The sequence below is a fragment of the Bacillus sp. 220_BSPC genome (assembly GCF_001054655.1).
GTDB lineage: Bacteria > Bacillota > Bacilli > Bacillales > DSM-1321 > Peribacillus > Peribacillus frigoritolerans.
In genome coordinates, this window is record NZ_JVPL01000134.1 from 1 (window position 1) to 15332 (window position 15332).

Genomic DNA, 15332 nt, shown 5'->3' on the forward strand with positions numbered 1-15332 from the left:
ACAAGCCATAAAAATAGACAAACTCGATTTTCATCGAGTTTGTCTACAGTTTGAGCCAACAATTTTTGTTGGCTCTTTTTTTGTCAAAATAAAAAATAATTATGTGGATGTATTCTTCTTCACCAATCATAGGGCATTAAGACTTCGTATTTTATCCGCATGTTAAAATCTGGACCGCCCTAACGTCATTCGAACATGAAATTATATTAATCATTGTATAAAAAGTCAGAAAAATATAAAATGTACTTAAATCGGAGGGCTTCTTCTTATGCCATGAGTAAGGTTTTCAAATTGTTCCACTATCATTTAAATATTTATTTCTTAAAAGAAAAGAGTGGTTTTTATGATGAAAGACATTAAAAATATCTATTGTGTAGGTCGAAACTATGCCTTGCATGCAAAAGAATTGAATAATGAAATACCAACTTCCCCTTTTTTATTTTCAAAACCAACTCATTCGCTCGTGGAAGCAAACGGTCAGTCAATTACGTTGCCGAGTAATCAGGGTTCCGTTCACTTTGAAACTGAACTTGTCATACATATCGCAAAACAGTTCGAGTCAGGAATGAAAGTAGATGAAATAGTAGATTCCATGGCCATTGGTTTGGACCTGACACTTAGAGATGTTCAATCACAGTTAAAACAAAAACAGCATCCTTGGCTTTTGGCTAAAGGATTCAAAAATTCGGCAGTTGTTAGTGATTTTATTCCGTTTCCAGGTGTTGAAGCATGTGAACAATTAGATTTTTCCCTTTTAAAAAATGGAGAGCGTGTACAAGTCGGGAATATTAAAGACTTACTTTTTGATTTGCAAACCATTATAGAATTTACAGCAGAGCATTTTGGGCTTGGAAAAGGAGATATAATTTTTACCGGTACTCCAAGTGGCGTCGGTCCTCTTTCAGATCAAGACCAGCTTTCACTTAACTGGGGTGGAAATGAAATAGGGTCCTGTTCAGTTACAATGCGTTAAAGAAAAAAGCAGTCATTTTGACTGCTTTTTTTATGGATTAACTCAATTTTAGACAAAAAGAAGAAACTCGTCTAAAATGAGAAGAACCAAATAACTTACATGGAAACGGCCAATATGGCACGCACTTTTTCAAATAAGTTTTACCATAAAAATTCTGGCTTTGGTAAAATTATTTTTCATGAAGTATTTTAGAACAATTTATATGCCTTATGATAATCAATTAAAGTGCCAAATTTTATTATAAAGGATAGAACAGGGTGGAATGTGCATGAAAAACAACCAAGAAAAGAAGTATTTAGATAATTGGCTCTCGATTACAAATATTCAAATGAGCATTATGAATGAGCTGGAAAGTGCTTTGCAAAAAAATCATAACCTTTCATTAAAAGAGTTTTACGTTCTTTACTTTTTATCCAAAACAAGCGAAAAACAATTGAGGCTACAACAATTACAAGAGATGGTAGGATTAAGTCAAAGTGCTATATCCAGGCTGGTAGTCAGGCTTGAAGCAAAAAGCTGCGGCGTATTACAAAGGCAAATATGCGAAGATGATCGAAGAGGTATTTACACACGTTTAACTACATTAGGTGAAGAAAAACTACAAATATCATTAAATACAGTTCATGAAATTCTGCACTCTGCTTTTTCAAAAGGAAACCTTCAAGAGGAATTACAATCCTTAATCGAGAAATTATAATATGGTTCTTCCCTTATAACGTGAAGTCGGTTATTTCTATATATTTTAGATAGGAATATACCTTTAGCCCAGTAAGGTAATAATGAACGGATCTGTTGAGAAAGAGAGAAGTTTTTCTCCGAAGTTGAATGTAAGCGCATGCATTTGATTGGGGTGAAATAGGTTTGTTTTACCAGAGAGGATAAATTTGATTTATGCCTTATAATAAAAATGCCAGGGCGAAGAATTGTTAGCTCCTGGCATTCTTTTTTTTGAGCGAAAATTGAACTCTCCCTCAATCGTTATCTGTATTGTTGCTGGTTTTCCCCCTAAATTAACAATAATTAATGTTAATAATCCATCAACAGCATCATAAAAGATGACGAACTCCATTATCAAAGGAAAATCACTAACTGCGGCAAATTATTTGAAACTATTTTCATTTTTTGACGTAATACTATCAGGGATAATTTAGAAATCTCATAAAAACAAATGAATTTCTTGTTCTTTCTAATTACGCCCCATTTTACATATAAATTCTAATAGAGGTTTGACGAAGGGAAGAGGACGTATGTTTAAAAAAATCTTAGCAAGCTTAGGAAAAGGAGCTGCAACTGTAGATTTACAATGTGAAAATCATAATTATCAAGCGGGAGAAAACATTCAAGGGCAGCTAGTCATTCAAGGCGGTGAGGTGGAACAGAAAATCAATCAATTGACTGTCCGGTTAATGATGAATGTGGTATTAAAACAAGGAAGCGTTACTAAGGAAGTTGCACATATACCATTAGTTAATCGAGATTGTATTCAGCCCAAAGAACGTAAGGTGATTCCTTTTCATTACGTCCTACCTACGAATATACCTATTTCAAGGGGAACTGTTTCATACTATCTGGATACACATCTTGATATTGAGGGCGGGGTCGACCGCAAAGATGTAGACCGGCTAGTCATCCAATCCCAGGAATCTATCACATCCATTTTTAATGCGATGGCTCAATTAGGATTTCGCGAGACAGCAGACTCAGGTAAACTCGATCAATATGGACAGGAATTTGCTTTCTTTCCCACACAACAATTCATGGGACAAGTAAATGAAGTGGAAATGCGGTTTGCCAATGAAGAATCAGGCATCCGGGTCTGGATGGAAGTTGACTGTAAAAGCGGCTACAAGGAAATTGAAGCAAAACGTGAGTTTCATTTAAATCAAAAAGTTCTTGAGCAAGAAGACGATCTTCATAAGCTACTTGGAAAGTATATATCGGAAGCTATTGAACAGCCTTATGCTTTTACACAGCCGTTTTCTTATTACGCAAACCATACTCATGGTCGCTCTTCCCAAATGGGAAACACTATACCTGGAATGGTTGGTGGATTAGCAGTGGGTGTTTTAGGGACTATGTTATTCACTGAGATGATGGAAGGTTTTGATATTGAGGAAATGTTTGAAGAAGCAACAGAGGAATTTGATGGCGGATTTGATTCATTTTTTGATAATGGGGATGGGGAATCCTAAAAATAATTAGAGAATAAAAATAGTGCCACTAATCAGTGCGTGGGTAAGAATTGGTAGACAAGCGTTACTTACTTTGATCAGTAAGAAACGCTTGTTTTATTGTTGTTTTTATATGAAGCCAGGAAGAGGACATTTAACAGTGTAACTTGCTTACTTTTGCATATGCTCTGATTTCCCCTTAATCTGTAGATTTTCTTTGACTATTAATCTTTCTATATTAAAAACTTCTTCATTTGAGGATATTATACCGGTATTTCAGTGTGAAAAGTCTGGAATGACACCAGTATTCTAGGAAACGAAAAAATATTCAGAATTTTAAAATAAATATATTGTGCATTGTATACAATATGGCATATAATGAGTTTAATATACAAAAGGAGGGCAAGTGGATGCAATGAAGTTAAATAAAATTAAATCTGTTTCAATCGCTTCCGAAGTTTTTGATCAACTTAGATTAAAAATAATCAATGGTGAGTTGAAAAATGGAGAGCGATTGGTTGAAATGAATCTAGCCAAGGAAATGGGAGTAAGCAGAACTCCTGTCAGAGAAGCAGTACAACGATTAGAACAAGAAGGTTTAGTTGAAATACTCCCCAGAAAACACTGTGTTGTGAAAGGCATAACCTTTGAAGCCATCAATGAAATTGTCCTCATTCGTTCGTTATTAGAGCCTACTGCTGCTAGAGTCGCAGCGTCCAAAATCACCGATGAACAGCTATTGAAATTAAAGAGTTATCTAGAACAGTCTGAAATGTATTTTCAACAAGGCAGAATTGAAGACCTTATGAAGGTCCATGATTTATTTCATGCGGAAATCATTAAAACCTCTGGGTTAAACAGACTGATCAATATGCTAGAAAACCTACATGATTATATTGTTCATTTTAGATATTCCTTTTTAAGCAGACCCCATCTTGTAGAAAGATCCATCAAAGAGCATTCTGAAATCTATGAAGCTTTATGTAGTCGTGACGAAGACAGAGTTGAAAAAGTATTTATCAAACATCTGAGCGGAATTACAGATTATGAAAAAGTGGTATTGGAAGATAATATGCCTTCGGAACAAATCGGTTTGGAAAAATGATGTATTCAGAACAGGGGGATAATAATGAGTAATAAGACGACAAGTATCCGTGAGGAAATCAAAGAGACGATTCGAGTTTTAAGTGAAGAAGTTGGGCAACGATTCGCAGGAACAGAAGGTGAGTGGAAGGGTACAGATTATATCCATCAAAGACTTAGCGAATTAGGAGTAGAAACTAAAAAGCAAGTGTATCCTTTTGTGGGGTGGGAGCCTGAAGGTACACCGGAGCTTGAAATCTTGTCTCCAATTTCTAAAGTGTTAAAAACGGCTTATCTACTGTTCTCTGGATCTACTCCTAGATCAGGAATTAAAGGGAAGCTTACATATCATGGAATAAAAGGCTTGATTCCGGGCGTTTATGATATGCCTTGTTACAATGTCTTAGGCGCTGAAGGAGAAATACTGGCACAGGTTGTTGTAAATAGCGGCGGAGACCCGATTGCATTATTGAATCCAAGAGCAAAATTCCCAATTCCTGCTGTAGTGATGAGTTATGAAGATCATCTTCGTGTACAGGAGTTATTAAATGAAAATCATGATATTGAGGTATTTGTTAAGGTAGAGGGAAAAATTAAGGAATGTAAATCGGCAAACATCATCAGTCATCCATATAAATCGAAAAATAAAGCTGAAAAGAAAAAAGTGATTGTCTGTGGTCACTCTGATACCACGTTAAATACTCCTGGAGCCTATGATAATGGTTCAGGTATTGCAGGAATCGTTGAAGTGGCTAGAAGATTGAGAACTGAAAATCATGATTTTCCTTTTGATGTTGATGTCATAGCATTTTCCAATGAAGAAGTTGGATTCATAGGAGCCGATTATTATGTTAACGATTTAAAAGAAAAAGGAACACTTAATGAAGTATCGGCAGTTATCAATCTTGACCAAATTAGTGCTGGAGATAAGATATGGTCTTGGGTAGGGCCGGAGGATTTCCGTCAAAAGGTAAAAGAAAGTTTCAGAGAAGCTGGAGCTTATGATAGAGATGACTTCGAAGTTGATGTTGATACTCCTAAAGCGGGAGCAGATGAATGGATGTTCCATTTAGAAGGGATTCCAACGGCGCTCCTTATGTTTTGGAGATTACCTGACTATCACCGTCCGACAGATACTATGGAAAAAATCGAATATGACAAAGTGGAGCTTATTATCGAGACTGTTTTCAACTTACTCAACCGAATAGAGTAAAGGAGAATTCCCATGTCCAAAAAAACTGTTTTTTTCCTATTGGCCCCATCCGTTTTGATCTTATTAGGACTTTTTGTTATTCCTTTAATTGTTGTGCTTAATAATTCCATCTTGGATGAAAGCGGAAGAATAACTTTTCAGCATTATCTTTTATATTTTAAGGATCAACACTACTTATCTATTACCATACGATCAATAAAAATCTCCTTAATAGCTACGTTTATCACCTTGTTGGTCGGTTATTTTATCGCCTACTTCATTACCAAGTATATCAAGAGTAAGAAAATTAAGCGTATTGCCTATATCGTGATCATATCACCATTATTTACGAGCGCTGTCGTAAGGTCATTTGGATGGATGGTCATTTTAGGGAATAACGGATTTATCAACAAAACTCTATTAGGGCTGGGTATCATCTCCCAGCCTCTAAGACTTCTGTATAACGAGACTGGTATAATTATAGGTTTGGTGTATATATTGGCTCCCTTCATGATTTTATCCATTACGACAGTTTTAGAGAATATAGACAGCAGGCTGGAAGAGGCTGCGTCGGATTTAGGTTTAGGTCGTTTACAAACCTTTCTAAAGGTAACGCTTCCATTAACAGTCCCAGGAATATTGGCTGGCAGTGTGATGGTTTTTTCTCTGGCTATTAGTGCGTATGTAACACCCGCTATGCTTTCCGGTGGAAGGATCCAATTGATAGCGACCATTATCTATGAACAGATGATGCAGGTATTCAACTATCAGTTCGGTTCTGCGATTGCTTTTGCTGTGTTAATCTTTAGCTTTTTAATTATTGGATTGAACCATTATTTATTAAGGTCTGACTGGATAGAGGAGGGAAGACGTTGATCTCAAAAGTAGTTATGTGGACAATAGGTGGCTTCCTCCTTTTATTTCTGGCCTTTCCATTATTGGTTTTGATTAATGTTTCGTTTACCGAACTAAATTATTTAAGTTTTCCTGGACAAGGATTTACATTGAAATGGTATCAAAAGCTTTTTGAGGATATATCGTACGTAGAATCCTTCATATATAGTTTTAAACTATCGGGAATTGCTACTCTAGGTGCGATATTTATTGGTATTCCTGCCTCATATGGTTTGGCAAGGAATACTTTTAAAGGCAAGGGGATTGTGATGAGTCTTATCTCATCCCCTCTCTTGCTCCCTCAAATCTTCTTAGGTTTGGCACTGCTTCAGTTTTTTTATTACTTTACTAATAGCCCACAGAATTTCTTAACTCTAGTCTTAGGTCATATCATTATTACATTGCCTTATGTAGTTCGGACGTGTGTGAATAGCTTTCTAGGGATAAGCCCATATATTGAAGAAGCAGGAAGGGATTTAGGGGCAGGTGCATTGAAAACCTTTTTCATCATTACATTGCCACAGATGAAATCTAGCATTATCGCAGGAACACTGTTCGCCTTTGCTGTTTCGTGGGTAAATGTTGAAGTTACGATCTTTTTGACCTCTGCCGATCAGATGGCACTTCCGGTTAAAATGTTCAATTATGTTCAGTACAATATCGATCCAATGATAGCTGCTGTTTCAGCCGTGACGATTTATATTGCATTTTTCTTAATCCTTATCATTGATATGTTAGTAGGCATTGAGAATGTTGCTTCAAAATAAAACATGAGACTAGGGGATGTTCTATGAAGAAGTTAAGTGTTTACACCATTTTGTTGGCAATTATTTTAATAGCTGCAACCGGTTGCGGAAAGCCTGTTCAACCAAAAAGTGGGTCAACAGAAGCCAATTCAGTTGTTCAAGAACAGGAAATAACCATTGCCATTTTCGGTGGTGATTGGGGTGAAACTATTAAGAAGCATATCATTAAACCTTTTGAAAATGAGACTGGTATCAAGGTGAAAATCATTGAAGGGAATTCAACGGCAACTTTTTCACGTCTATTACAGGAAAAAGAGGCGCCTACCATTGATTTGGCCTTAATGGATTCCGGAATTTCTGAACTAGCCCACGAAAAAGGAATTGTTGAAAATATTGATAAAAGTAAACTCAAAGAAAACGCTGCCCTTCTGCCAGAGGCATATCAAGGTAACGGTGAAGAAGTATATGGAGTAGCACTAGGTTATTGGGGGCTAGGGATTGTATATAACAAGGAAGTAATTAAAAACCCACCAAAGTCGTGGAAAGACCTTTGGATGGAGGAGTACAAAGGAAAAATAACGGTCCCTACACCTGCTACTACCGGAGGACTTCCTTTATTGGTACAAGTTTCTGAGCTTGAAAGAGAAGCAAAAGGAAAAGTAGAAAAAGGTTTTCGGAAAATGAAGGAATTAGAAGTAGTAGCATACTTCGATGGTTCTGGAACAGCCACTAATCTATATCAAAGCGGGGAAGCATCAGTTGGAGCTCACTACGGAGGCCCTACATATGTAATGCAAGACCAAGGTCAACCGATAGAATTTGTTGTACCGAAGGAAGGCGTTTTAGGTGCAGGTAGCTTCTGGCATGTTGTGAAAGGGTCGAAAAAGTCTGAACAGGTTTATTCCTTCTTAAACTATGCTACTACTAAGATTGCACAGGAAGGCATTGCGAGTGATTTATATTTGGCACCAGTTCATAAGGATGTTGAATTAGATGAAAAAACACTTGAAAGAATGCCATATGGCAAAAACGGCACATTAAAGGATATGAACATGCCTGATTATAATCTTATAAACCAGCATCGAGATGAGTGGACCGAGCTATGGAACAGAGAAATCGGAAATTAAGGGGGGGCAAACATGTCAGTGGTTCCGATTGTAAAAAACAATTTAGCGCATGTAGCCGATGAAAAAGTCAGCATTATTGAGTTAAATAGCATCACGAAAAAATATGGTCAAGCAATAGCTGTAGACAACATTTCCCTTAATATAAAGGAGGGTGAGTTCCTCTCGCTTCTTGGTCCAAGCGGATGTGGGAAAACCACTACCCTTAGAATGATTGGTGGTTTTGAACTTCCAAATCAAGGAAGTATAAAGATCGATGGAAAAGAAGCCGGAAATTTGCCACCCAACCACCGTCCAGTTAATACGGTTTTTCAAAACTATGCTTTGTTTCCTCATTTGAGCATTTACAATAATATTGCTTTTGGATTAAAACAAAAAAAAATATCAAAGGAGCAAATTGCAAGGGATACAACCGAAATTGTCGAAATTATGGGGTTGCAGCAGCACAAGGATAAATATCCAAAGCAACTTTCAGGTGGTCAGCAGCAAAGGGTTGCTCTCGCAAGAGCTTTGGTCAACAAGCCAAGAGTGCTTCTTCTAGATGAACCATTAGGAGCACTAGATTTAAAGCTAAGAAAAAAGATGCAGTTTGAATTAAAAAAACTTCATGAACAATTCGAAATCACGTTCATATATGTCACTCATGATCAAGAGGAAGCATTAATCATGTCCGATCGAATTGCTGTTATGAACCAAGGTAGAATCGAACAAATTGACACGCCTCAGCAAATCTATAACAATCCAAAGACTCTTTTTGTTGCCGACTTTATTGGGGAAACCAATGTAATAGATATGGATTTATTAGAAAGCCAGAATAGAGAAAATCTATTAAATGAGTTTTCACAAATTAGGAATTCAGGTAAAAAGCTTGTAATAAGACCTGAACATTTAAACATTACCCAAAGTCGCTTTCAGCCTAATAGAATTACGTTTGAGGCTAAACTAAAAAAGGTCCATTTTGTAGGTTCAAAAAGAGTGGTAGAGTTTGTATCAGGCTCTCAGGATATAGTTGTAAACCTATCTGATGAGGAGCAACTGGATCATCTTGGTGAGAGTATTTGCTTGAGTGCTAGAAAAGACTTGGTAAAAATACTTTAATATGTTGGTAAGCTCTGTTAAGAAGAAACTTTACAGAGCTTTTTTTATTCAAGTAACTGGACAGCGGCACAAAATCTTCACAGTAGTAAAGTGTTCATTTCATGCTTTCCCAGAACAGTTCACTAAAAACGAAATATCTCTATCTGTTGTTAATTGGATTAGGTGAAGTTGATCATGAAACTAATCATATTTTGTGAATCAAGAAAAGAAAAAACATGTAGGTAAACTAATTCCTCTTAAATTAATGATTGATTTTTAAAATATAAAGTCAATCAAAACAAAAGGTTTTTCTGGTTATATCCTTTTGGGGAAATTATTATTATCTGAAAAATGAAGTAGGGAAGGAGAGAGAATATGAATGCTCCACTATGATAACCACAAATTTAATGGAATTGACATGCTTTCATCTTCTGAAAGTAGCACCTTGTTTTTTGATTTGGCGTGAAAAAAATGAATAAACAATGCTATAAGGCTAATTCTATATACAAGATGTTTAAAAAGGAGATTACATCGTGAAGCCATATGAAATAAAAAATATGATTATTGATGACGAGTTTAATGGTGAAGAATCGGTTACAGCTGACTTTACTCACAATGATAAAGATTATAGCATTACTTTAAAAAAAGAAGATCTTGAAATAATTAATGCATGGGTTTTTGAGGATGGCTCATCTCTTCCAGCAAATTTATCAGGTACTATGATTGAATCAATAAGGGAAGATATAAAAAAAAGAATCTAGTCATTGGCACTAGATCTTTTTTTGTCATTTTCTTAATCGAAGAAAAATTTAGCCTTGTTTATGATAAAGAATTATTGCTTGTGGTGCAATACCAATAAGAGTTGAAAAAGGCTTATATAACTAATATGTTGTACTTCAGAAAACTTGTGGACAATGAATCTTAACTGTTTTGTTTACTAAATTAGTTAGTATAGCTAAAAGGTATTTCAAAAAATATGGCTTTATGAATAAGAAAAAAGCCTTAATCAAAGAAAACAAGACTTTTTCGAAGTTGATTTTCCAATAAGACTCAATACAATCACTAATTGAAAAGAATACGAGTGAAAGTTAATTCACTCGTATTTTTTTAAAACGATAGCTGCATTATGACCTCCAAAACCAAATGAATTGGATAGCCCAGTACTTATTTCCACTTTACGAGCAACACCTGATACATAATCTAAATCACATAATGAATCCGGCTTTTCTAAGTTGATGGTTGGAGGAATAATTCCTTCCTTTAAACTTTTTGCCAAAGCGATTGCTTCCACGCCTCCAGCTGCTCCTAACATGTGACCTAGCATAGATTTATTAGCTGTTATTGGGATTTGATAAGCTTTTGATTCAAATAGCTTTTTAATCGCTAGTGTCTCAGATCGATCTCCCACTTCTGTACTTGTTGCATGTGCGCTAATAACATCAATCTCTTCTGGAGAAATATTTGCGTTTTTCAAAGCCATTTTCATTGCAAGGTAGGCTCCTTTGCCTTCTGGGTGTGTAGCTACCATATGATAGGCATCAGAACTTGCACCATACCCAATGACTTCAGCATAAATCTTTGCATCTCTGCGTAAAGCGTGAGATAAAGATTCCAAGATTAAAATTCCTGCTCCTTCTGACATGACAAATCCATCTCGATTTACATCAAAAGGACGGCTAGATTTAGCTGGATTATCATTTCTCGTTGATAATGCTGTAGCATTACCAAAACTAGCTAAAGATAAATCTGTAATAGCTGCCTCTGCTCCTCCAGCAAAAACGGCATCAGCTTCTCCAAAGCGAATAAGCCTGAATGCTTCACCAATAGCGGTATTTCCGATTGCACAAGCAGAAACAGGTGACATAGTAGGTCCCATTGCGTTCCATTTGATACTAATTTGGGCTGCGGCAGCATTAGAAATCATGGCTGGTACCAGGGTTGGACTGACTCTTCTTGGACCTTTCTCTCGAAGAGTATCCACATTTTCAATCAATGTTTCTATTCCTCCTATCCCCGAACCAACATATACGCCAAGTCTTTCTAGATTGATATCATCAATATCTATTTTAGAATCAGTCCAAGCTTGTTCAGCAGCAGCCAAAGCAAATTGAGAAAAGCGATCTAGACGTCGGGCTTCATTTTTTCCTAAAGTATCATCTGCATTAAAATCATGAATAATTCCTGCAATTTTTGCTTTATGGTTGCTTACGTCAAATGTATTGATAGAGGAAATGCCTGACTTACCTTCAGTCAGATTTCTCCAAAATTTTTCTACGTTGTTTCCAATAGGAGAGACTACTCCCATTCCGGTAATAACGACTCTTTCCATTTTTCATCACCCCAAATGAATAGTATACTTGTATTATACTTCGGGGTTATCCTATTACAAGTGAGCGTTTATCCTGGTATAATAACTACCCGGTTAAATGGTTATGATGGAGGATTTAGAAATGAATGATAAAACCAGACTTGAAGCTTTGTCTACATTTTTGAAAACGAAGCGATCCCAAATTAAGCCTGAATCTATAGGTATACCTGCTGGTACACGGAGAAGAACACCTGGCTTGCGAAGAGAAGAAGTTGCACATTTGGCGGGGGTTAGTACTACTTGGTATACGTGGCTAGAGCAAGGTCGGGATATAAAGGTCTCTACAAGCGTATTGGATTGCATATCTACAGCTCTGCAATTAAATAATGATGAACGAGAGTATCTATATGATTTAGCTTTAGAAGTGAAATCATCCATTATTCATCGAAAGAAGGATCAGACAAAACTTAGTCCTTCTTTGGAAAGAATTTTAGCGGAGTTAACGTATTGCCCTACTATCATTACAGATCGACATTGTCATATTGTAGGCTGGAACAATGCTGCCGCTCACGTATTTCTAGATTTTGAACAACTCCCTGATGACCAACGAAATTTAATCCATCTATTATTTACAAGAAAAGAATTAAAATCATTAGCTGTGAATTGGGAGCATTTTGTTAAAGGATTTCTTTCCATTTTTCGTGCCTATTATGGTCACTACTTAGGTGATGAGTGGTATAACCTATTTATTAAAGAAATGAGTGATTCTCACCCGGCATTTCAATCTTTATGGCAAGAAAGTCAAGTGAGTAAAGCTCCAGAAATGATGATTGAATTTAGACATGCCAAAGCCGGAAAGATGCTGTTTAATTTAACTTCTCTCCAAGTCCAGGGGGACATGGACTTAAGATGCAATATCTATACACCAGTAGAGGGAACAGCTACGGAAGATAAATTAAAAACGATTAATGAAAAAAATCTCCATTGAAAGTTCATAAACCAGCATATCTACAGTCTTTGAAATAATACTCGCAAAATACTTCAACTAAGGTGCTTTACTTCAATAAGGCAGGTTGCTGAGGCAGCCTTTTTCATATGGCACGAACGGGACAGTTTAGTTTAGGTATATTTCTTCACCAAGTTATAGAAAAATCCGGTTATCCTAGTTAGGCAAAGGAAAACCGGGTTTTTTCTTTAATTGGTTCTAAAGCAGTAACAATTGCAAAAGATGGATTCATCGAACCAGCTTTAACCCCAAATAATTTGCTCATGAAGTGTTGCTACCAATCGATTCGTTTTCCATCTCTGAAGAATCCCCCGTTAGGTCCTTCAGCTCCAGTAGTAGCTAACCAAAGGATAGATTCAGCAGCTTGCTCAGGAGTTCTTGGAGCAGATGGTCCTCCCATATCTGTACTTACCCATCCCGGGTCGACCGCATTTATTTTTATATCAGATTTGATTTCTACAGCTATCAATTGTGTCAATCCATTCAGGGCAAATTTTGACATTTTATAAGCGCCTACTCCTGGATATGACATTTCGCTCATTGTCCCATATTCTGAGGAAACATTGATGATTCTCCCATATCCTTGTTTTTCCATGAGGGGAATAAAGGAACGGATCATATGGTAAACTCCAAAGAAATTGGTTGCCATTGAATTCTCTAAAATTGATGGATCCATATTCAATAATTGTTTATTCTCATCCAGATACACGCCAGCATTATTAATCAATACGTCTAATCTTCCATACTTCTCATTTATTACTACTTCAGCTTGACGGATGCTTTCTTGATTATTGACATCTATCGACACAAACGAAACGTCCAGATTTGACTCCCTAAGTTGTTGTATCGCTTTATGACCCATCTCCGGATCCCGACTTGCCAGAATAACCTTAAAACCTATCAAAGCTAATTGTTTGACCAATTCATATCCAATTCCTCTATTTCCGCCAGTGACAAGTGCATCTTTGATATCCTTTGACATGTTAATTCCTCCCTTTTTCGGATAATAATTTTGAGCAGAGGAGATTTCTCCAGTTAAAACTGTATAACATTCCGAGAAGAAATTGAAAGGCTGTCAAGATCTTCTCGACAGCCTAAATTTCAGAAAATGAATAGCTCTTAGTTTTATCTTCTTTTTATTATTACCAAGGTTGACTTGTTGGTCCAATTGTAAACTCATTAATGTTCGTATCTTCTGGCTGATCAATAGCGAATGCCACAATATTGGCAACTCGATCAGGTGCAATACCATATTGTTCGTACAGCGCAGTCATACCTTCTGAAATATTCTTATCAGTAATCGTATCCAGCAATTCCGTGTTGATTGCTGCTGGATAAATAGTTGCTGTGCGAATGTTAGTACCTTCTTGGGCAGATTCCATACGCAAAACTTCCATTAAATCACGAACAGCCCACTTTGTTGCTCCATAAACAGCACCGCCTGGGTAAGCTTTAAGCCCAGCTACGGATGACGTAGTGATGATATGTCCAGACTTTTGCGAAGTAAATGTTGGCAATACTGCTGCGATACCATTCAATACACCTTTAATATTAACATCAACCATGCTGTTCCACTCGTCAGTTTTTAATTCGGAAAGTGGTGAATTAGGCATTAGTCCAGCGTTCAAGAAGATTACATCGACACCGCCAAAAGTATCTTTAGCTAGTTGAACAAGCTGCTGACTATCATCTGGGTTAACAACATCTGTGACGCGATAAGCCACTTGACCACCGTTCGATCTAATTTCTTCAGCTAATTTTGCTAAACGCTCTTCACGTCTTGCGCCAAGTACAACTTTTGCACCTTTTTCAGCTAACAGCTTAGCTGTTGCTTCCCCAATACCTGAACTTGCGCCTGTAATTACAACCACTTTGTTTTCAATTGTCATTTCGTTTCATCCTTTCATGTAAAATAAAACTACAATTGATGTTTTCTCGACATCTGTCTATAATTTAAAATATAAATTTACACAAAACAAGGCATATAAATCGTTAATTTAATCAGTTTTGTTGTTTAAACAACAAATCAATAAAAATTGTTGACTATCTCAAGGAAAGTATGGTGTTAATATGGCAAAAGTGGATAGAAGAATTGTAAGAACTCAAGAGGCAATTAAGAAAGCTTTTCTTGAATTGATGTCAGAAAAAAATTTCGATAGCATGACCATTCAGGATATTTCTGACAGGGCAAATATTAACCGTGCAACTGTTTATCTTCATTACTTGGATAAATTTGATCTGTTGGATAAAATTATAGAAGAACATATCAATAACATGGTTAACCTTTGTGAGTCGGAAGCTGAAATGGATTGGATTGAATCGACTGTGCACTGCATGGAATATCTTGAACGTAATTATTTATTTTTTTCGACGATGTTGGCAAGTGAGGGAGCTCCGTACTTTCGCAGCCGGTTTGTTCAGCATAATATCGAAGAGTTCAAAAAAGACGTGGATATTACAGAAGGCAAAAATTTTGGTCAAAGCGAAGATGTAGTTGTCGAATTTGTTGCAAATGCTTATGTAGGTGTAGTGGAATGGTGGCTAAACAATGGCATGCCTTATCCACCAGAGGAAATGGCAGAAAAAGTGGGGGATTTATTAGAGAGGATTTTATAGATTTATCGTATAAAAAATCTCTCTTATTTATTAAGGAATGAGGAGAATGATGTCTTTTCACTCTTCAAAAAATGTTGTATGTTAAGGGTTGCACTTAAACTACCATGAAAATAAGTTTCTTTAAAAATGAAAAATGACAATA

At 36.4% G+C, this 15332-nt stretch carries 14 protein-coding genes and 1 pseudogene; 12 read left to right on the top strand and 3 right to left on the bottom strand.

What is annotated here, in order from left to right:
- Nucleotides 1–346 precede the first annotated feature (346 nt).
- The 10 genes from ADA55_RS08665 to ADA55_RS08710 all read left to right on the top strand — a co-directional run bounded on the left by ADA55_RS08665 (nucleotide 347) and on the right by ADA55_RS08710 (nucleotide 10021).
- Nucleotides 347–973: a fumarylacetoacetate hydrolase family protein gene (locus ADA55_RS08665; protein ID WP_048682126.1), complete on the top strand. Its 627-nt coding sequence runs from the start codon at nucleotides 347–349 to the stop codon at nucleotides 971–973.
- A 268-nt stretch (nucleotides 974–1241) separates the two neighbouring features.
- Nucleotides 1242–1670 carry a MarR family winged helix-turn-helix transcriptional regulator gene (locus ADA55_RS08670; protein WP_048682085.1) on the top strand — a complete coding sequence of 143 codons (429 nt, stop codon included), beginning with the start codon at nucleotides 1242–1244 and terminating at the stop codon, nucleotides 1668–1670.
- Between the two features lie 550 nt (nucleotides 1671–2220).
- Nucleotides 2221–3165 carry a sporulation protein gene (locus ADA55_RS08675; RefSeq protein WP_048682088.1) on the top strand — a complete coding sequence of 315 codons (945 nt, stop codon included), beginning with the start codon at nucleotides 2221–2223 and terminating at the stop codon, nucleotides 3163–3165.
- Between the two features lie 394 nt (nucleotides 3166–3559).
- On the top strand, nucleotides 3560–4249 hold the full coding sequence (locus ADA55_RS08680) for a GntR family transcriptional regulator (RefSeq protein WP_226990440.1): 690 nt from the start codon (nucleotides 3560–3562) through the stop codon (nucleotides 4247–4249).
- A gap of 24 nt (nucleotides 4250–4273) precedes the next feature.
- The gene (locus ADA55_RS08685) at nucleotides 4274–5440 is read left to right on the top strand and encodes a M20/M25/M40 family metallo-hydrolase (RefSeq protein ID WP_048682094.1); all 1167 of its coding nucleotides are present in this window, start codon (nucleotides 4274–4276) and stop codon (nucleotides 5438–5440) included.
- A 12-nt stretch (nucleotides 5441–5452) separates the two neighbouring features.
- Nucleotides 5453–6295, top strand: coding sequence for an ABC transporter permease (locus ADA55_RS08690; RefSeq protein ID WP_048682097.1), 843 nt, complete (start codon nucleotides 5453–5455; stop codon nucleotides 6293–6295).
- A complete protein-coding gene (locus tag ADA55_RS08695; protein ID WP_048682101.1) occupies nucleotides 6292–7080 on the top strand; it encodes an ABC transporter permease in 789 nt (262 codons plus the stop codon). The genes ADA55_RS08690 and ADA55_RS08695 overlap by 4 nt, the downstream gene beginning before the upstream one ends.
- A 23-nt stretch (nucleotides 7081–7103) precedes the next feature.
- Nucleotides 7104–8186, top strand: coding sequence for an ABC transporter substrate-binding protein (locus tag ADA55_RS08700; RefSeq protein ID WP_048682104.1), 1083 nt, complete (start codon nucleotides 7104–7106; stop codon nucleotides 8184–8186).
- Nucleotides 8187–8198: 12 nt separating this feature from the next.
- Nucleotides 8199–9281 (top strand): ABC transporter ATP-binding protein, encoded by a 1083-nt coding sequence (locus ADA55_RS08705; protein ID WP_048682107.1) that lies wholly within the window; start codon nucleotides 8199–8201, stop codon nucleotides 9279–9281.
- A gap of 512 nt (nucleotides 9282–9793) precedes the next feature.
- Entirely contained in the window at nucleotides 9794–10021 is a 228-nt protein-coding gene (locus tag ADA55_RS08710; RefSeq protein ID WP_048682109.1) for a hypothetical protein, read from the top strand.
- Between the two features lie 332 nt (nucleotides 10022–10353).
- On the opposite strand, the gene fabF is transcribed toward ADA55_RS08710, so the two are convergent.
- Nucleotides 10354–11589 carry a beta-ketoacyl-ACP synthase II gene (gene fabF, locus ADA55_RS08715; RefSeq protein ID WP_048682113.1) on the bottom strand — a complete coding sequence of 412 codons (1236 nt, stop codon included), beginning with the start codon at nucleotides 11587–11589 and terminating at the stop codon, nucleotides 10354–10356.
- A 121-nt stretch (nucleotides 11590–11710) separates the two neighbouring features.
- On the opposite strand from fabF, the pseudogene ADA55_RS08720 reads away from it, so the two are divergent.
- Nucleotides 11711–12566: pseudogene (locus ADA55_RS08720) on the top strand (helix-turn-helix transcriptional regulator).
- A 282-nt stretch (nucleotides 12567–12848) separates the two neighbouring features.
- Here ADA55_RS08720 and ADA55_RS08725 read toward each other — a convergent pair.
- A complete protein-coding gene (locus tag ADA55_RS08725) occupies nucleotides 12849–13556 on the bottom strand; it encodes an SDR family oxidoreductase (protein WP_048682119.1) in 708 nt (235 codons plus the stop codon).
- A 160-nt stretch (nucleotides 13557–13716) separates the two neighbouring features.
- Entirely contained in the window at nucleotides 13717–14463 is a 747-nt protein-coding gene (locus ADA55_RS08730) for an SDR family oxidoreductase (RefSeq protein ID WP_048682121.1), read from the bottom strand.
- 181 nt (nucleotides 14464–14644) lie between these two features.
- On the opposite strand from ADA55_RS08730, the gene ADA55_RS08735 reads away from it, so the two are divergent.
- Nucleotides 14645–15190: a TetR-like C-terminal domain-containing protein gene (locus ADA55_RS08735; protein WP_048682123.1), complete on the top strand. Its 546-nt coding sequence runs from the start codon at nucleotides 14645–14647 to the stop codon at nucleotides 15188–15190.
- Nucleotides 15191–15332: the final 142 nt, after the last annotated feature.